Genomic DNA, 17665 nt, shown 5'->3' on the forward strand with positions numbered 1-17665 from the left:
TACAGGAGTTAGCAGTGAGTGAACAACTGGATCGGTCCTTCAAGACATTAAAACAGACAATACCGCTGCTACTAAAGCACAGAATACCTGCAATACCGACTAACTACGCGCTTTGGTATACCTACGTCGATAAAGCCAATAGTGCTTTGAATGAAGAAATCGAGCAAGCTCTGGCAGAAGGACGGCCGTTTTCCACTATTTACACCAAAGAGCTCTATCGAAAGCACCTGGCGGAAAAAGAAGAACTGAACAGCTGGCAACTGCGGCAGAACGTTGAGGCGATGTTAATTGAGCTGTCCCAGTCAGTTTCTGATACCAAAACCAACACCCAGGGCTTTAAGTCTACGATGGATAACTGTCTTAATGATCTTAGCAAAGTCGAAAAAGAAGGCTGGTCGATGGATGAGGTTATGCAACTTGTTCGTACCTTAGTTCAGGAAGGCCAGTTGATACGCAACTCAACTCTCGATTTTTCCTCATCCTTACAAAAAGCTGAACAGGAAGTTGCCCAACTTCGCAAAGAGCTCGAAAAGACTAAGCATGATGCCTTTTATGATGCCCTGACGGATTTATACAACCGCCGTTATCTGGATCAGGAGATTCGCTCGGTAACAACCCGGCAAAAAGCCTGTCTGATTATGTTGGACGTTGACCATTTTAAAGAATTTAATGACGAATATGGCCACCAAATGGGAGACCGGGTGCTTAAAGCTATTGCTAAAAAACTGAAAGAAAAATGTCAGCAAAACACCATTCCGTTTCGCTTTGGTGGTGAAGAGTTTGCTATTTTAATGCGCGGGGTAACTTTACAACAGGCGATTCATAAGGCCGAGCTTTTACGCCAGGCCCTGGAAAAAATTACCGTTTCAGATCGCCGCTCCAACCAGCGTATTAAAGACATTACGGCCTCTTTTGGCGTAGCCTGCTATCAAGACGGAACCGATCCGTCAGACATGCTCGAAGTGGCTGATCAGCAGCTTTATCAGGCAAAACGCCTGGGCCGCAATCGTGTAATGCCTATCCGCAGTTAACATGCGCGAGCGGCTGGCTTTACCCTTAATAATTTTCTGCCAACTACTGGGAACCTCGCTTTGGTTTAGCGTCAACGGAGTCTGGCTACCTCTGGCTCATGAAAAGCAGCTTAGCGAAGCCGATTTAGGCGCATTTACTCTGGCTGTGCAGCTGGGCTTTATCGTCGGAACTCTGACGCTGGCTTTAACCGGTATGGCTGATCGCTACCGCGCCAGCCGCATTTTTTTATGGGCCTGCCTGTGCGGCGGCCTGTTCAATGCATTATTTACCTTCGGCATCGAGTACGGACGTTTGGCTGATGCACTGCGCTTTTTGACCGGCTTAAGCCTTGCGGGTATCTACCCCATGGGCATGAAACTGGTTATAAGCTGGGTTCCCCGCTACGCAGGCACCGCATTATCCTGGCTATTAGCAATGCTCACGCTCGGGACTGCTTTGCCACACTCAATGCGTGGCCTGACTTTTGACTTTAACTGGCAGCTACCCCTATACGCTTCATCGTTACTGGCTATCTGCGCGGGCTTGCTGGTCGGTTGGCTGGGTAGCGGGCCGCATTTACCGGCAACCGCTTCAAAGGCAGCGCTAAGTTCCGGCCTGACTGCCCTTAAAAATAAAAATTTCAGAGCCGTAGCGATTGGCTACTTTGGCCATTGCTGGGAACTGTACGCCTTCTGGATGCTGGTTCCTCTTTTGGCACTGCAACCAATAGTGGCCATGAACCTTTCCCTTAGTTTTCTTCCCTGGCTGGCTTTTATGATCATTGGCGTTGGCAGCCTCGGTTGCATATTCGGAGGCAAGATTAGTCAATATATCGGCGGTATCAATACCGCTCGGATCGCGCTCCTGAGTTCAGGACTTATATGTTTGCTGTACCCCTGGTTAGCACAGCTAAGCGGTTGGCTCGTCATTACAGTATTATTGCTCTGGGGTTTAACCGTTATCGCCGACTCGCCACAGTTTTCCGCACTCGCTGCTCAATATGCCCCGGCACAGGGCGTTGGCTCAGCACTAGCGGTAATGAATGCCATTGGTTTTTCGTTAACGTTGCCCGCCATAGCAATCACCAGCCACCTCTGGTCAGCACAAAATGAATGGGTTAGCTGGTGGCTGTTACCAGGGCCGGTTATTGGTATTTGGGCCATGCGCAGACTATCCTAAATTAGATTGATAAAAGGTCAGCTTAAAGGATTAATCCCATGAGTTTAAAAGTAATTAAACACCCGCTGGTACAACATAAGCTCGGACTCATACGTCAGGCCGGCATTTCTACTAAAAACTTCCGCGAACTTTCTAATGAAATTAGTACGCTGCTCACCTATGAAGCGACCAGCGATTTTGTTCTGGAGCGATGCGAAATTAGCGGCTGGAACGACGAACCCATCGAAGTTGAGCAACTTAAAGGGAAAAAAGTTACCGTTGTGCCTATTCTGCGAGCCGGTATCGGCATGCTCGATGGCGTTCTCGACTTGATCCCGGGCGCAAAAGTCAGTGTTGTCGGTCTGTACCGGGATGAAAAAACACTAAAACCAGTAAGTTATTTTGACAAGTTTGTCAGCGCCTTAGACGAACGTATCGCGATTGTTATTGACCCCATGCTGGCGACAGGCGGTAGCATGATCGCCACCTTGGATATGCTAAAGGAAAAAGGCTGTAAAGATATCCGGGTGCTGGTGTTGGTCGCTGCCCCGGAAGGGGTTGCCGCAGTACTGGATAAACACCCTGATGTACGAATTTTTAGCGCTTCACAAGATACCGAGCTTAATAGTGATGGCTATATAGTGCCTGGTCTGGGTGACGCCGGCGATAAAATTTTCGGCACCCGCTAGGACTTTTAATTCAGGCCCCGGTCGCTGGGTTCACTGGGCTAAGGTTGGCTTTGAAAAGTATTTTATGTATAAAGTAAAACACGGTAACAGTCAGCCCATTTATGAGCGCTTCGGTTTACGGATGATGGGCTTACAACGCCTTAAGTCTGAGCAACACGAAGAGCATGACTCTTAAGGAACAATAATGCGTTACTTGCTAATAAGTTTTATGCTGTGTTTTAGCGCCCTCAGTTTTGCTGATGCGCACAAAGAAGAAGGCAGCAAAAAGGCGATAACTGACTTTTTATATGGCGCCAGCATCAACGACCCCGCAGCTCATGATAGATTCTGGGCAGAGGAACTCACTTATACCAGTTCCAGTGGTAATCGTTTTGGCAAAGAACATCTGATGAATAACCTAAGTGATGCCGAACCTAAAGCTCCGGAAAATGTTTCTGTCTGGTATAGCGCCGAAGATTTTGAGGTTAAGACCTTTGCTGAAACGGTCGTGGTTAATTTCACGCTTGTTGCTGAAGAGGAGGGCGAGGTAACCCAGTATTACTATAATACCGGCGTTCTAATCGAGCGGGACGGCCGCTTCCAGGCAGTTAACTGGAATGCGACCCAAATTCCCGAGTAACAGCGTCAGTCTTTTGGACTTAAATCACCGTGTAGAAATTTACACACAAAAACGACTTTTCCGTAACGCTCATAAGACCATTTGATGCAGCGCTGTAAAGCCTGCATTACTTGATCGTAGTCACCGAAAACCTGCGTGCTCAAGGTGTTACTGATCACCTTAATATCCGGTGTTTCATTAAGTTGTTCGATAAACTCTTTAATCGGCTCAATATAATTATCGGCAAGTGGGTACTTACTGATTTCAACCGTTAATTGCATTGTCATAACTCCTGTTTTTTTACAACGTCCAATAAAGGAATTTTAGATGGCCCGTGCTCATGCCTTACATATTTTAGTAAAAACAAAAAGCGAAGCCGAAGCGCTGCAAAAGCAGTTAGCTAACGGCGCAAAATTTGCCGAGCTAGCGCGCCAGCATTCACTTTGCCCCTCAGGTAAAAAAGGCGGTGACCTTGGCGAATTTAAACGGGGCGAGATGGTGCCAGCGTTTGATAAAGTCGTTTTTGGCAAACCAACGTTAGAAGTTCACGGTCCCGTCAAAACCGCTTTTGGCTGGCACCTGATTAAAACGTTATCGAGAGGTTAATCAAGCGCCGGCCAGGCTAACTTACTGAGCGGTATAGCCACCGTCGATTAATAATTCAGTACCGGTTACGAACTTCGACTCATCGGACGCCAGATAGACAACGCCATGGGCAATATCCTCGGACTCGCCCACATGCCCAACCGGATGGCGGCTATCCAGCTGTTTGCGGAATTCATCAACCCCGCCGGGGGAATCTTTACCTAACTGCTCTACCAGCGGCGTCCAGATAAAACCGGGGTGGACTGAATTAACCCGGATCTTGTCTTTTGCATAGAGCAAGGCGTCGTTTTTACTCATTAACCTGACGGCGCCCTTAGAGGCATGATACGGCGGTAAATCAGCCGCACCAATCATTCCGTAAATGGAAGATAAGTTAATAATGCTGCCGGCGCCGGCCTCTTTCATTGCCGGAATAGCATGTTTAGTGCAAAAGAAAACCCCGTTCACGTTCACATTAATGACGTTATCCCATTCCTCTTTAGTAATTTCATGTGTCGGCTTGTTAACCCCGGCAATACCGGCATTATTAACCAGAATATCAATCGACCCGAACTGGTTTTTAATCTCTGAAAAGGCACTGCTGACATTGTCCTCATCGGCTGTGTCGATATGCCAGTAGTCAGCGGTGCCACCATTAGCTTTAATCTCTTCGACTACTTTCCTGCCATCTTCGTCGGCGATATCCGTGACGGCAACCTTAGCGCCCTCTTTAGCCAGCCCTAAACAGATGGCACGGCCAATACCCAGGGCGCCACCGGTAACAATCGCTACTTTATCTTCAACTCGTTTCATTTCGGTCTCCTTTTGTCACCTCTATTGATGGTTAAAGTATGGCCGATAACGGACTAGTTTACCAACCAGATACCCACAGCACTAAGCAGGGGGAATAAGTGGACAAAAGCGACGTTCAGACCGAGTAGCCGATGGTCACTTTCAACCCTAGCCGGCTGTTTTAGAACCCCCCTTAGCAAAGGCCCTAATAGGATAATAGCAGGTAAGCCCAGCAGGGCTCCCGCTGATAACCACTCAGTAAAAACAGCCAGAGGTACTAATAAAAAGGCGGCCAAGTGAAACAAAACAAAAAGCTTTGCACTAGCAGAAACACCGTAGGCTATGGGGAAATGCCGACGCCCGACCTGCTGATCAGCGTATATATCCGGAAACTGATTTAGTAATAATAAATTAATTACTAACAAGGCCATTACGATAGCCATAACCCAGGCAGCAGCAGTCAGCTGGCCGTTAAAAACCCATGCTGCGCCTAAAGTCATACAAAGCCCGAACCCTACCCCGGGAGCGATCAGGCAAAGCCAGGGCGAGCGGTTAAGATATTGCGTGTAGGTAAAAATAACCAGGACGCCAATAATACCCGGGATTAAGAGCGCCCATCCATGCATCCAGGCCAGCCATAACCCGCTGGAAATGGTTAGCAGTAGGCTGGTGACAGCCATGGTAAGAGCAGCGTTCGCCAGGGAGGGGGCTTTCACCAGTGTACCGCTTCCGCCACTAAATGGTGTTGGTGTGGTGTTTAAATCAAGGCCGGATTTAAAATCAAAGTATTCGTTAAAGGCGTTAACACTGATATGCCCGGCCAGGCCCAGCACGGTAACCAGCAACAGGTCGAGAGCGGCTACTTGCGCACCCCGGGCATGGCTTATCGCATAAGCGACCCAAATGCAGAGCAGAGTTAACGTTAAAAATTTGGGTCGGCTGACGCCAATAAGCTGTCGCATAAAGAAGCCCGCCAACTAAGTTGACGGGCTTCGGGCAAACTTTGCCGCAGCCTTGCTCTTATGCTGCTTTCTTCTCATTAATGTACTCGTCAATAAATTGCTCAAGGATATTCAGCGGAACCGGTCCACTGCCCAGCACAACATCGTGGAATTCGCGAATGTCAAAAGCGTCACCTAACTCGTCTTTTGCTTTTTCCCGCAGTTCCAGGATCTTAATCATACCAATTTTATAAGCGGTTGCCTGGCTTGGCATGACAATATGACGCTCGACCATCTTAACCGCGTCAGCACGGGCATTTGGTGTATTGGTAACGTAAAAATCAATACCCTCTTCGCGAGTCCATTTTTTGTCGTGGATACCCGTATCAACAACCAGGCGAACGGCACGCCACAATTCCATGGCTAGGCGACCAAAGTCCGAGTACGGGTCTTTATACAGGCCGATTTCTTTTGGCAGCAACTCGGTATAAAGCCCCCAACCCTCAGTATAGGCAGTATAGCGTCCGAACTTCCTGAAGCTTGGGATACCCTCAAGCTCCTGCGCCATCGCAATTTGCATATGGTGTCCGGGAATACCTTCATGATAAGCCAGTGCTTCCATTTGATAGGTTGGCATTGAGGCCATGTCGTAAAGGTTTGCGTAGTAGGTTCCGGGCCGTGAACCGTCCATTGACGGCTGTTGATAAAACGCCTTGCCCGCCGATTTCTCACGGAACGGTTCTACCGCTTTAACAATCAAGTCAGCTTTTGGCTTATTCAGAAAAAGCTCATCAAGACGTCCGCGCATATTATCAATGTAGGCCGTTGCCTCGTCCATGTAGCGCTTGCGACCTTCATCCGTTGCCGGATAGATAAAGTCTTCATTGTTACGCATGTAGACGAAGAATTCTTTCAGAGTGCCCTCGTAACCGACTTTTTCCATGATTACACGCATTTCGTCATGGATGCGGGCAACTTCGTTCAGGCCAATTTGATGAATTTCATCTGAGGTTAAGTCGGTTGTAGTGGTGCGTTTTAAGGCATTGTTATAAAACGCCTCGCCGTCCGGAAACTTCCAAACACCGTCTTTTGTGTCGGCTTGTTCGGCCAGGTCTTTAACAGCACCAACAAGGTTTTCGTAGGCCGGCTGCACCGACTCGAGCATGGCCTGCTCAGCGGCTCCCATCAGATCGTCGTGTTGATCTTCGCTAATATCCAGTGTCTCAATTTTTTTCGAAAAATCAGCCCACAGCGCACTGGGTTCTCCATCGTCAAACGGCGCACCCGCAATAATATTTTCGCTGTCATTAATCACGTAAGGATAAACAAATTTTGGTGCAATGATGCCTTTCTCAGCCCGAATTTTTAGATTTTCGGCAAGTTGTTCAAATAGCTCAGGCAGACCATTTAAGCGGGCAATATAATCTTCGGCATCATCAACCTCGCTGATCCCATGTTGGTTTATCAAAAGCGATGCAACACTAGAGTGCATGCCGAACATCTGATTAACCGGATAGTTATAATGACGCCATTTATAATCAGCAATATCGTTTTCCAGTTGCTGCTTCATTAGTAGCCAGCTAACCCGCGTTTGATGGTTCAGCTTGGACTCGTCAATTGCCAATACGCGTTCCAGCTGCTCTTTCTGAAAGGCCAAATCTTCTTCTGCCCGCTGCTCAGAAATGTCATCCCATTTGTCCTGATCCTGCTTAATACCCAGGTAAGACTGATACATCGGGCTACGCATGACCGTTTTTGTGAAAATATCTTCAAACAGCTCATTGGCTTTTTCAGATTCACTTTGTTCCATTTGCTGCTCAGCAGCTTCAGGTGCCGCAGTCTGCATCTCCGCAGTAGAGGTCTCTGTTTCGGTGGTTGTTGTTTCATTTTTAGGTGCATCAGAGCATGCACTCGTTAATAACACCAGCGAAACAGCCAGCGCGATACGTTTATATTCAAACATTGTTGTTCTCCTTTAAGTTTATATACTTAATATCGGTTGTGACCCCGAATGTCAATGCAGCCGCGATGGCAGGGGCAATTGTTCAGGCCGATGTCGACGCAGCGCCTGTTTGACCCATTTAATCAACGGGTTATACTGATTTTATCCGATGTTTTTGGAGGGATACTTGTTTAACCCGGATAGCTGGACATTATTTCAGGGACTGGCCGTCTTTTCACTGTGCGCTTTGGTCATTGGTGTTGCCGGTACCCGTATAACCCGGGTTGCTGACCAGTTAGCAGATCGCACCGGCCTGGGCGAAGCAACCGTAGGTGCCGTATTACTGGGAGGCGCTACGTCACTGGGGGGATCCGTGATGTCAGTCACTGCCGCCTGGAACGGAAACGCCGATCTGGCCGTCAGTAACGCCCTGGGGGGCATCGCCGTACAGACTTTCTTTTTGGCCGTAGCCGACATGGTCTATCGCCGCGCTAATCTGGAGCACGCAGCAGCCTCTGTACCCAATATGATGCAGAATGCCCTGCTAATTTTTTTACTGGGGCTAATCCTAATGGCACCTCTGCTACCGGATTTCACCCTGTTAAGTATACACCCGGTAACTCCACTATTGTTTTGTGTGTATGTTTACGGTATTCATTTGGTGCATAAATCCCACAATAAGCCCATGTGGGCGCCGACTAAAACCAGTGAGACCCGCAAAGACATCTCCGCAGACGTCGGTACTCTGCCCTCGCTGGCAAGGCTAAGTACAGAGTTTTTTGCTCTTTTTGTCGTACTCGGGATCGCCGGCTTTATGCTAGAGCCCTCAGCAACCGCTATTATCAGTGAAACAGGCCTTACCCAAACTATCGTCGGGGTCATGCTGACCGCCATCAGCACGTCAATTCCGGAGCTGGTTACATCGGTCGCTGCAGTTCGCCGGGGCGCCTTAACCCTAGCAGTCGGCGGCATCATCGGCGGCAATGCCTTTGATACCCTGTTCACCGCAGCATCGGATATTGCTTATCGTGATGGTTCCATTTATCACACGATGGACGACTCTACCCTGTTCTGGGTCTGCCTCACTCTGCTGATGTCTGCCGTTCTGATGATGGGACTGATCCGGCGCGAGCGCGAAGGCCCGGGCCGGATTGGCTTAGAAAGCGTCATTAATATTGTGCTGTATATTGGCGGTGCTATGCTGCTACTGAACAACATGTAACTATAGAACTTTATAAACTGACAGGTTCTACCCCGCTCCTACGGACAGCTTAAAACGTTTGTTAGCTTCCTTTCTTTAAACGCTACTCTGCATCACATCCTTGGATTGTGAAACCGCTCGATACTCATGCTTCCCAACAAGTCATTATTCTTTAAGCCGCGTTGATAATGACCGCTGGTAAATTGCGTTTCGCGATCTGACTGCAATATTGTCTGGATCGACTCAGAACGCTGCAGCCTAGAGCAAAAAATCACGATCTCTATAGGCACATTATGTTTCTTTTTGGATGTGCCCGTAGAGTCTGGGTAGAACGCAATTTTAAAATTATAGGTGCGTAATAACAGGCGTATTGATAGTTCATTACTTTTTATACTTTTTATAATTATTGATTGCATAAACGTAAATCGGCAACATCCATGCCAAGTAAAAAAGAAATGTAGTTTTTAGAAAAAACTGATTGCTAAGGAACGACCATGAGGTGTCATGTTTCTAAACACACCTATCATCAGGATCAATTGAGTTATAGAGCTTTACATAGCTACGTCAAAGCACTTGTGCTTGGCTTTGCGCTGCTAACGATGAATGCGGCAAGTGCGCAAGAAGAAACCGATAGTGACGTTGTCGATACCTACGTAGGCATTGAGTCTCCATTTCGCGTTATCTGCACAAGTGTCAATTTTGGTGTTTGGTTTGTGCCCCTAGGTGATCGCGGTGGCGAATCTGTGGTCGATTTGTTTATTCAATCAGGTACGACCGATACCGACACTCAAGTGACGGGTGCGGGTGGCGACCGTTTAGCTGTTATTGCTGATCAGGGCTACGACTCCCCGCTTGCCGGCGTCTGTAATGTGCGTGGCTCATTAGCCGACAACGCAAGCACCATCACCATCAGTTTCGAAGGCACTACAAACCAAAGTATTCAAATGACACCAAGTAGCCACATTTTTGCGCAAGATTTGGCTGCTGCAGGAACAGGGGCCGCCATGGTCGCCAACTTAACTGCTCCAGAGGCAGGCCGAACGAGCGTACAGATTACCGATGGTGAGGCTGTATTCAGAGTCGTGGGTACGTTGACGATACCCAACAACATCACCCGCGATAATTACGGCGCTTATCGGGGCGCCACCAAAGCCACCATCATTGTTGATGACGGAATTTAAAAAATTTGAAATGCGCTGCTGAGAGATACAGGAGCGCATTTTGCCAAGAATTTGCCGCGATTGTTGATGACGACCGCGGCAATATGAAAGGTTCGCGGGCCCCTAATGGCTTTCGTCGAGCTGATTTAAAACTAGAGGGGATTATCCTATGAAATTTTCAAAAAAACTTACCACGCTTGCAACCATCGTTGCCGCTGGTTTTGCAACCAATGCAGCTGCTGAAACGGCTACCGATACCATTGATGTATATGCAGGTTTAGCTCCAGCATTAGAACTAACGTGCAATAGCGTAAAATTCGGTGTATGGCGCGTGCCAGTTCGCTCTTCAGGGGGCGTAACAACTATTAATCTAAATGATGATGGTAGCTCAAACGCTACCACTACGACGGCAACCAACACCGACAAAGTGGCACTGAAGACCGATACAGACTCACAGCCAGAATTAGGTCAATGTTCTTTTACAGGATCTTCAGCCCCTGAGTCTGCAACTGGTATGGCAATATCATTTGCTACAAGTAGTTCTGCAGCAGGTACGGCGAGTGCGGGAGCTGTTGCTGATGGAACTATGATTGCGGCACCAAACAATGAATACGCGGACATAGATGGGGCTAGCACACCGGCAGCTCTTGTGTACGATCTAAGCTTTCCAACAACAACAGCCATCGCGTCCGACGGAACCGGTTCTTTCGTCATTGAAGGTGTATTAACCATTCCAGAAACGATAGCAATAGCAAACTACGGTGCGTACAAACAAGATGGAACGATTACCGTTACCATCGATGATACTGGTAATTAATTACGCGGCTAATTCTTGTGAAATAATTGAAAATCATCATATGGATGCCACTTCGGTGGCTCCATTTTTTTAAAGGATTTACCGTTCACGTCGAGCGGCAGGTTTTCTAGGAATAATATTAAAGGCAGCGGGAGAATCTCATGCCAAAGAATCTTAAAATAGTAGCTTTAGCGATGTGCCTAGTAGGTTTTTCGTCATCTACAATGGCCGAAACCGCCACAGATACCATTGATGTTTATGCCGGTTTAGCGCCTGCATTAGAACTTACATGCAGCGATGTTAATTTTGGTGTTTGGCGAGTTAAGCAAGGTAACACAGGGTTTAAAGTTGTTCTTGCTACTGATTCGACCTTTTCGGTCACAGGCACCGGTACCGGCGACGCAGCGAAAAGTGAAAACTTCCCAGACCCGGTTGCGGGGTCATGCACAGCAACGGGCTCTGCAGCAGCCGATGCTTCTACAGGTACTGCTAGTATCACTGGGGATATAGGAGAAACGTTAAAGGCTGTATCAGCTGGCACAACAAATTACTTTGACGGCCAGCAGATTGGGGTTCCAACAGGAAGTAAAGTGTTAAATTACACTTTGGATTTAAGTTCCACTAGCCCAGTAATTACAAGTGGGACAGCTACTTTCACTATTGGCGGTGAAGTAGATATTCCTGCCGACATAGTCGCAGCTGATCATGGCGGTTATGTGTCATCCGCAATTCACACTGTTACATTTAATGACAATGTAGGTAACTGATACCTAAAAAGTGTTCTTGGCGCAACTAAGGTGGCGCCATTTTAAACAATCTCCCGTTCAACTTTAGCGGTGAATTGTTTAAAAATAATCTTCAAGGCAGCGGGAGAATATCATGCCAAAGAATCTTAAAATAGTAGCTTTAGCGATGTGCCTAGTAGGTTTTTCGTCATCTACAATGGCCGAAACCGCCACAGATACCATTGATGTTTATGCCGGTTTAGCGCCTGCGCTCGAATTAAGTTGCACCGACGTTCACTTTGGAGTGTGGCGTGTACCTACGGGAGATCGTGGGTCTGTAACAACCGTCACGCTTACAGCGGGAGCATTTTCTAACGGCGCATTCGCCACAACTGAGAGCGCTTCGGGTGGTGGTGACAGAGTTTCATTGAGCCAAAGCAGTGACTTCAATGAGTCTCAAGTTGGCACCTGTAGTGTGACGGGTTCGACTGCTGCTGAAAATGCTACCGGTAGCGCCAGCCTTTTAAATGAAGATACCGGTCAGGTATTTGGGAGTCTCGTAGCAATCACATCTTCTGGCGATTATTCGTTCGGCACTATTGGTACGCCATTAAACACTGAAGCATCGATGTTTTATACCCTCGAGTTGAGCGACCGTGCACCTACGATTGATGCAAATGGCGAGGCACGCTTTGCTGTTGTAGGCGAATTTACAATACCGCAAACCATCGATGCTGATTGGTATGGCGGTTATAAGTCAAACGGTTCGGAAACTGTTCAGTTTGACGATGCTCCACAATAAATTAAGTTGACTGAGCGGTAAAGTTAAAATGGCGGCCACTGCGGTGGCGCCATTCTTAAAACAACCCAGTTGAGCGAGATACCATGGCTTCAAACATAAAAAATAGTGCGTTAGCAGCCCTCGTTCCTGTTGCTTTGATAATGATGAGCTTTTCTGGCAAAGCAGCCGCGGAAACCGCAACAGATGATGTGCAGGTCTATGCGGGTTTAAGTGCTGTTTTAAAAATAGAGTGTACAGATCTAAATTTTGGTGTGTGGCGAGTTCCACTGAGAGGAACGGACTATTCAGCTTCTGCATATGTAGAGCTTGAAGCTATGCGTTTTAATGCGGACGAAGATCGTTTCACTACTATATTGGATGTACCCAGATATTCCGATCTTATAGCGCTTACCAGTGAAAGTGCTGCACCGCAGGTTGCCGGGTGCATAGTAAGTGGCTCAGATGCAGTAGACGGCACCGAGGGAACTGTATCAATGCCAGGTGCCTACTTCGCTTCCGGAACCACTGTATTACAAATTGTCGACTATATGACACCCATTACTTCAAAAGAGGAATATGTGTTCGGTGATATTGGTGTGCCTTCAAATCGCGATCAGACTATTCCAGTTACAGTAAAAATTTATGATGACTTGGATTATCGAAACCAAGTGATAAGAGGCGGTATAACTCGATTTGCGGTCGGCGGCCGCTTAACTTTGCGGACGTGGAATGAGCCTGGTGATTTCGGTGGCTACAAGTTAGCGAACCCAGTGGCAATTACTTTTGATGATAATGTTGGCGATTAAGGCATGGGTTATGAGTAAAGTACGAAAAGTAAAAAAAGTGCGATTAAATCTTTTACCTGCTTGTATTGGAATGTTTTTTGCGATGCTGCCTGTTGCCGCTCAGGCGCAGCAATCGGGCGTTTCGGTAGCGCTTTCCGATAATCTGATCGTATTAGAACAGCGCAGCCGTTCAGGGACGATTGAGTTGGTTAATTTGGCCTCGGATCCAACTGAGTTTCGGATCTCGATTTTGGGTGTTACAGATTCAGAAGTTGACGGTAGTGATTTGATTCGCTGGGCACCCCAGCGAGCCTTGGCGCCGGCAAATAGAACCTTGCCGTTTCGGGTATCCGCGCGGCCACCAGGCGATTTGCCTGCAGGAGAGTATCTGATCCGTGTTGGGGTGACCGCTGAGGTGCAAGCTCCGCCGCCGATCCCACGTGACGATGATGACACAGAAGAGCCGGAAGCTGCTATTGCGGTGGTGGTGCCGATTGTGCCCACGCTTCCGGTCACTGTGTATTACCGCCATGGCATTGAAACACCTATGGTGGACGCGAAACCTTTGGTGGAAACGCCCGATGATGAAAAATTTATTGGCTATTTTCCTGTGGTCAAACAGCAACCGAATTACAGCTTTGTTGGTACGGTTCAAGTGATTGAGAAAACCACCGGTACCTTAATTAACCGTGGCCGTTTACACCTTCGTCAAAGTACCGAACAGTCGAATGTGCGCATGCCCAGAGGTGAGCAAAACATGATCGAGAACGGCGTTTACTGCTTGCAAATTTGGGATCATTGGCCGGGTGAAGGCGCCCCTACCAAAGAAGTGTGCAGTGGCTAATGTTAGTTCTCAAACCGTCGGTATTGCGATTTTCTTGTTGTGTGCGGCAGTTTCGGTTGCAGCGCATGCCAGCACTGGGGGAAAGCTAGAGAGCGAGCTAAAAACTGTCGAGCATGCAGCGACAAGTTGGTATTCCACCATTGCTGTGCTCGTGTTTAATGGCCGCGAAGCTGCCGACTATGTTGACATTGCAGTGGGTGATGATGGCCGACTGTTAATACCGTTTGAAGAAATTATTCGGCTCGGTGAAGCGGAAGTGCATCGTCTTGGCGAGTCGGAATGGGAATTTAAAGTACCGAGTTTAGGATCCAGTCTATGGATAGACGTTGAGACTAAACGCATCCGCATCAACGGTGAAGATAGGACGCTTCCCGCTGATGCGATCGACGTGGTATTCGACACGCTGCTAATTGATAAGCAGTTACTTGAAGAAAGCTTTGGATTAGCGATGGACTACGATGAGTTAGGTATGTTGCTGACGGTTAACACAACTCGGCCGTGGCCGCTGGATTTGCGCTTAGCGCGTGAAATGCGCTGGCGTCGATTAGGTGTGGAAGCGCCGAAAGGTCCTCCAGCCGTTGTGTACGACATGCCCTACCTGGCGATGGGTGCTCCGCAAATCAACGTTGCAGCGAGTTACAGTGACTCGGCAACCGGCGCAGCGCGTCATGACTGGCGTTTACAAGGCGTGACAGAAGCATTGTATCTAACCAATAGATTTTCACTCAGCGGCGATTTTGACCAAGGCATTAGCGCGGCGCGTCTTACTTCAGGGCGCAGTGACCCCCGTGGCAACGTGTTTGGTGTCGACAGCTTATATGAAGTCAGTATCGGTGATGTGAACGGTTTTAGTGTGCCCTTGGCTCGAGGTCCGGGGAATGGCGTCGGGGTGGTTCTGCGCGGCACTCCGTTAACCGTGCCTGATGACTTTGATGTGACTGTGGTTACCGGCGAAGCACCGCTAGGCTGGGATGCTGAATTATACGTTGCAGGGCAATTGCTGGACTTTCAGCGCATTGATAACACGGGGCAATATCGATTTGAAGACATTCCACTCGATTTTGGCGGCAATGCCATTGTGGTGAAGCTCTATGGACCCACCGGTGAAGTGGAAACGATCGATCATTCTCAGCGCGTGGGTAGTCGCTTGGCGGTCGGGGATCTGCATTGGCAAGCACACGCGGCCAAGTCCCAGCAGCAGTTGTTTGATTTTACTGATAGAGAGCGCGACCAGCCTGACGCAATTGTGAGTAGTTTTCGTGGTGAGCTTGGTCTGACTAAAAACTTGTCTGCGGGTATTAACTATGCGCGCGTTGCGGAAGTTGATGAGCAGCAAACAACCCATACTGGGGACTTCTTCGGAATCACGATGTCTCCGATGTTGGGTGATCGGGCGATTAACTTACAATACAGCGTACAAGATAGCGGCCGACAGGCTTATTCAGCGCGCTCGTCGATGCCAATTGGACCATTATCTGTCGGGCTTGGCTATGAGTATTACGATGAGGGTTTCGGGGTGTTGCAAAATGAACTCGGCGACCGCATCGAACAGCGCTATAGTGCTCGTAGTGCGTTTCCTTTGACATTTTTAGGCCTAAAAAATCAACGAGTTTCGCTGGCGTACGACGAGAGTCGTTACTTTGGTGGGCGTAGAATAGTCCGTAATCAAGTGGGTTTTGGTCATCGTTTGTTTGGTTTACAGATGAGCCACACTGCCGACCTCGTAGCTCGCTATGGAAGTGCCGGCTCGACCGCTGCGAGAACAGGTGATTATCGCTTACTGACAAGTTACAGCCGTAACTTAATGTCGCTGCGAGGAGAGATGAATTATAGCCTCCAGCCCAATGTACAGTTCCGCAATGCCAGTGTTTCTGGTACTTACCGCATCAATGACTGGCAGACGGCGACTGTTGGTGCGAGCTTTGCGCGCGGTGGCAACACGGCTTTGTACGCTTCGTATGCACAGCAATTTGACAGCTTTAATGTCAGTGTCAGCGCGAGTCACAGCGCTAATAGCTGGGGGGTTGGTTTGAATATTGCTACAAGCTTTGGTTATGTGCCAGGTTACGGCATTCGCATGCAACCCACCTTGAACTTAGAGCGTGGCATGGCGCTCGCGACAGCAACCGAGCAATTCGGTAGCCAGCCGGCAACGCCACTGGCTGGGTTGCAGATGATGGTTAATCAACGCAGCCATGAAAACAGCTCAAACGACGATGGCTATTTGGTGGTAGACGAACTGGATATTCTTTATCCAGCGCAGTTAACAGTGAACAAAAGTTCGTTACCGGATCCTTTTTTGGTACCAGTGATCCCTAAGGTCGAAATTTGGCCGCGTCCTGGGCAATCGATCCGATTACCGATCGAGCTGGTTGAGTCAAGTTTGGTCAGTGGCGTCGCATACATCGATTTTGGTGACCAGCGACAGGCTCCGCTGCGGAGGATGTTTGTTGAACTGTTAGATGAACAGGGGCGGGTGCACGCCGAGACCCTTACGATGGATGATGGTTTCTTTGAGTTTGATAGTGCGTATCCAGGACAATGGTCGGTGCGCATGAAACCTGAGCAGTCACAATTACGCACACCGGTCACCACCGACGCACGCGCATTTGAGATTGCCGAAGGGACGTTTGCAGTAAGCGATATGGATCTGCGTTTCGTTGTAGCGAGTGAAGCAGAGCTAACGGTGATAGAGCCGCGTGAAGCGCCGCCAGAACTGACTGTATTGTTCGCCTTTGACAGTGCCAATGTAGCACCGGAATATCAAGCTCAGCTAGCGACCATTGCCGATTATTTAGCACGCTACGACGGGGTGATTGCTATCGTCCACGGCCACACCGATTCACTTGGTGATGATGCTTACAATATAGAGCTATCACGTCGCCGTGCCTATGCCGTTCGTGATGTGTTAGTTAAGGGTTATGGGGTGAGTAGTGAACGCGTAGAAGTGCTGTATTCCGGTAAGGAACAAGCTGTTGCTGATGGCGATTCTGACACTGCTGATAGCCGCAACAGGAGGGTCGTGATCAGTATCGAGAGTGTCTATAGCTTCGAGGCCGCTCAGCGTACCATAGGCGCAAAAAGAGATGAAAAATAAGCAACTAGGTCGCTTTATCTGTTTGGTATTGAGCCTAATGGCTTATGTTAATGCACCGACGATAGCAAAGCCGTTACCGATCGTTCATACTCTTTGTCCTGAGATTACGACTGAGGTGGTTCACCCAATGCAATTAGGGAGCTTGCAATTGCGCTCAGGAGATACTGGCTGGGTTTATTTAGATGGTGCTGGTGAATTATTTGTGTCATCGAATATTAGTAAGAACCCGACGTTTCCAGCTTCCAATGGTTTGATTCGTTTGCGGGGGCCAGCACAGCATCGTATTCATCTTGAATTAGCGTATGCTACGGACAACCTAAGCGCAGAGAACGATAAGTTTTTGCAAGTAAATAGCATTCGATTATTTGCCAGTCAGACTACAGAAGTGCGGCACGTTGTGAATGATCAGTATGAAGTGGTCTTACCGGCCTCGCCGAACAGCGATGCTATAGAAATTGAATTACAGCTAGGTTTAGAGGCGCAGGTGAGGACAACGAACGTGCCGCAAAAGTTAACAACTTCGGTTCAGCTGCGTTGTTTAAGCGTGGCAGAGAGGTAAA

At 48.4% G+C, this 17665-nt stretch carries 18 protein-coding genes; 14 read left to right on the plus strand and 4 right to left on the minus strand.

The annotated features are described in order from the left end of the window. Positions 1-14: 14 nt before the first annotated feature. From LG288_RS11020 to LG288_RS11035, 4 genes are all read left to right on the plus strand, one after another. On the plus strand, positions 15-1031 hold the full coding sequence (locus LG288_RS11020; RefSeq protein ID WP_404400505.1) for a GGDEF domain-containing protein: 1017 nt from the start codon (positions 15-17) through the stop codon (positions 1029-1031). A 1-nt stretch (position 1032) separates the two neighbouring features. Next, positions 1033-2190, plus strand: coding sequence for a nitrate/nitrite transporter (locus tag LG288_RS11025; RefSeq protein WP_404400507.1), 1158 nt, complete (start codon positions 1033-1035; stop codon positions 2188-2190). 38 nt (positions 2191-2228) lie between these two features. Next, a complete protein-coding gene (gene upp, locus LG288_RS11030; protein WP_404400509.1) occupies positions 2229-2858 on the plus strand; it encodes a uracil phosphoribosyltransferase in 630 nt (209 codons plus the stop codon). A gap of 184 nt (positions 2859-3042) precedes the next feature. Next, a complete protein-coding gene (locus tag LG288_RS11035; protein ID WP_404400511.1) occupies positions 3043-3477 on the plus strand; it encodes a nuclear transport factor 2 family protein in 435 nt (144 codons plus the stop codon). Positions 3478-3482: 5 nt separating this feature from the next. On the opposite strand, the gene LG288_RS11040 is transcribed toward LG288_RS11035, so the two are convergent. Beyond that, a complete protein-coding gene (locus LG288_RS11040; RefSeq protein WP_404400513.1) occupies positions 3483-3737 on the minus strand; it encodes a YkoF family thiamine/hydroxymethylpyrimidine-binding protein in 255 nt (84 codons plus the stop codon). Between the two features lie 46 nt (positions 3738-3783). Here LG288_RS11040 and LG288_RS11045 point away from each other — a divergent pair, with 46 nt between their 5' ends. Next, positions 3784-4062: a peptidylprolyl isomerase gene (locus LG288_RS11045; RefSeq protein WP_404400515.1), complete on the plus strand. Its 279-nt coding sequence runs from the start codon at positions 3784-3786 to the stop codon at positions 4060-4062. A 21-nt stretch (positions 4063-4083) separates the two neighbouring features. On the opposite strand, the gene LG288_RS11050 is transcribed toward LG288_RS11045, so the two are convergent. The 3 genes from LG288_RS11050 to LG288_RS11060 are packed head-to-tail and all read right to left on the minus strand — an operon-like array spanning position 4084 to position 7737. Beyond that, the gene (locus tag LG288_RS11050) at positions 4084-4854 is read right to left on the minus strand and encodes an SDR family NAD(P)-dependent oxidoreductase (RefSeq protein ID WP_404400517.1); all 771 of its coding nucleotides are present in this window, start codon (positions 4852-4854) and stop codon (positions 4084-4086) included. Positions 4855-4907: 53 nt separating this feature from the next. Continuing rightward, positions 4908-5795: a prenyltransferase gene (locus LG288_RS11055; protein WP_404400519.1), complete on the minus strand. Its 888-nt coding sequence runs from the start codon at positions 5793-5795 to the stop codon at positions 4908-4910. 58 nt (positions 5796-5853) lie between these two features. After that, complete coding sequence (locus LG288_RS11060; RefSeq protein WP_404400521.1) at positions 5854-7737, minus strand: DUF885 domain-containing protein; 1884 nt, start codon at positions 7735-7737, stop codon at positions 5854-5856. Positions 7738-7903: 166 nt separating this feature from the next. Here LG288_RS11060 and LG288_RS11065 point away from each other — a divergent pair, with 166 nt between their 5' ends. The 9 genes from LG288_RS11065 (at position 7904) to LG288_RS11105 (ending at position 17664) form a co-directional block, all read left to right on the plus strand. Then, a complete protein-coding gene (locus tag LG288_RS11065) occupies positions 7904-8938 on the plus strand; it encodes a sodium:calcium antiporter (RefSeq protein WP_404400523.1) in 1035 nt (344 codons plus the stop codon). A 473-nt stretch (positions 8939-9411) separates the two neighbouring features. Next, positions 9412-10098: a hypothetical protein gene (locus tag LG288_RS11070; RefSeq protein WP_404400525.1), complete on the plus strand. Its 687-nt coding sequence runs from the start codon at positions 9412-9414 to the stop codon at positions 10096-10098. Positions 10099-10246: 148 nt separating this feature from the next. Continuing rightward, positions 10247-10894 (plus strand): hypothetical protein, encoded by a 648-nt coding sequence (locus LG288_RS11075; protein ID WP_404400527.1) that lies wholly within the window; start codon positions 10247-10249, stop codon positions 10892-10894. Positions 10895-11034: 140 nt separating this feature from the next. After that, a complete protein-coding gene (locus tag LG288_RS11080; protein WP_404400529.1) occupies positions 11035-11640 on the plus strand; it encodes a hypothetical protein in 606 nt (201 codons plus the stop codon). 112 nt (positions 11641-11752) lie between these two features. After that, positions 11753-12400: a hypothetical protein gene (locus tag LG288_RS11085; protein ID WP_404400531.1), complete on the plus strand. Its 648-nt coding sequence runs from the start codon at positions 11753-11755 to the stop codon at positions 12398-12400. 83 nt (positions 12401-12483) lie between these two features. Then, positions 12484-13185, plus strand: a complete 702-nt coding sequence (locus LG288_RS11090; protein ID WP_404400533.1) for a hypothetical protein — start codon at positions 12484-12486, stop codon at positions 13183-13185. A gap of 10 nt (positions 13186-13195) precedes the next feature. Beyond that, complete coding sequence (locus LG288_RS11095) at positions 13196-14008, plus strand: hypothetical protein (RefSeq protein ID WP_404400535.1); 813 nt, start codon at positions 13196-13198, stop codon at positions 14006-14008. Further along, entirely contained in the window at positions 14001-17105 is a 3105-nt protein-coding gene (locus LG288_RS11100) for an OmpA family protein (RefSeq protein ID WP_404400537.1), read from the plus strand. Before LG288_RS11095 ends, LG288_RS11100 begins: the two co-directional genes overlap by 8 nt. Continuing rightward, entirely contained in the window at positions 17095-17664 is a 570-nt protein-coding gene (locus LG288_RS11105) for a hypothetical protein (protein WP_404400539.1), read from the plus strand. Before LG288_RS11100 ends, LG288_RS11105 begins: the two co-directional genes overlap by 11 nt. The last annotated feature ends 1 nt before the right edge of the window (position 17665 follow it).

The sequence above is a fragment of the Idiomarina seosinensis genome, from assembly GCF_044797955.1.
GTDB lineage: Bacteria > Pseudomonadota > Gammaproteobacteria > Enterobacterales > Alteromonadaceae > Idiomarina > Idiomarina seosinensis_A.

What these genes read in the sequence shown, in the direction of transcription:
- LG288_RS11085 (WP_404400531.1), top strand. Translation starts at nt 11,753, where the DNA reads ATGCCAAAGAATCTTAAAATAGTAGCTTTAGCGATGTGCCTAGTAGGT.
- LG288_RS11025 (WP_404400507.1), top strand. Translation starts at nt 1,033, where the DNA reads ATGCGCGAGCGGCTGGCTTTACCCTTAATAATTTTCTGCCAACTACTG.
- LG288_RS11035 (WP_404400511.1), top strand. Translation starts at nt 3,043, where the DNA reads ATGCGTTACTTGCTAATAAGTTTTATGCTGTGTTTTAGCGCCCTCAGT.
- LG288_RS11045 (WP_404400515.1), top strand. Translation starts at nt 3,784, where the DNA reads ATGGCCCGTGCTCATGCCTTACATATTTTAGTAAAAACAAAAAGCGAA.
- LG288_RS11040 (WP_404400513.1), bottom strand. Translation starts at nt 3,737, where the DNA reads ATGCAATTAACGGTTGAAATCAGTAAGTACCCACTTGCCGATAATTAT.
- LG288_RS11090 (WP_404400533.1), top strand. Translation starts at nt 12,484, where the DNA reads ATGGCTTCAAACATAAAAAATAGTGCGTTAGCAGCCCTCGTTCCTGTT.
- LG288_RS11075 (WP_404400527.1), top strand. Translation starts at nt 10,247, where the DNA reads ATGAAATTTTCAAAAAAACTTACCACGCTTGCAACCATCGTTGCCGCT.
- LG288_RS11050 (WP_404400517.1), bottom strand. Translation starts at nt 4,854, where the DNA reads ATGAAACGAGTTGAAGATAAAGTAGCGATTGTTACCGGTGGCGCCCTG.
- LG288_RS11095 (WP_404400535.1), top strand. Translation starts at nt 13,196, where the DNA reads ATGAGTAAAGTACGAAAAGTAAAAAAAGTGCGATTAAATCTTTTACCT.
- LG288_RS11055 (WP_404400519.1), bottom strand. Translation starts at nt 5,795, where the DNA reads ATGCGACAGCTTATTGGCGTCAGCCGACCCAAATTTTTAACGTTAACT.
- LG288_RS11105 (WP_404400539.1), top strand. Translation starts at nt 17,095, where the DNA reads ATGAAAAATAAGCAACTAGGTCGCTTTATCTGTTTGGTATTGAGCCTA.
- LG288_RS11070 (WP_404400525.1), top strand. Translation starts at nt 9,412, where the DNA reads ATGAGGTGTCATGTTTCTAAACACACCTATCATCAGGATCAATTGAGT.
- upp (WP_404400509.1), top strand. Translation starts at nt 2,229, where the DNA reads ATGAGTTTAAAAGTAATTAAACACCCGCTGGTACAACATAAGCTCGGA.
- LG288_RS11080 (WP_404400529.1), top strand. Translation starts at nt 11,035, where the DNA reads ATGCCAAAGAATCTTAAAATAGTAGCTTTAGCGATGTGCCTAGTAGGT.
- LG288_RS11060 (WP_404400521.1), bottom strand. Translation starts at nt 7,737, where the DNA reads ATGTTTGAATATAAACGTATCGCGCTGGCTGTTTCGCTGGTGTTATTA.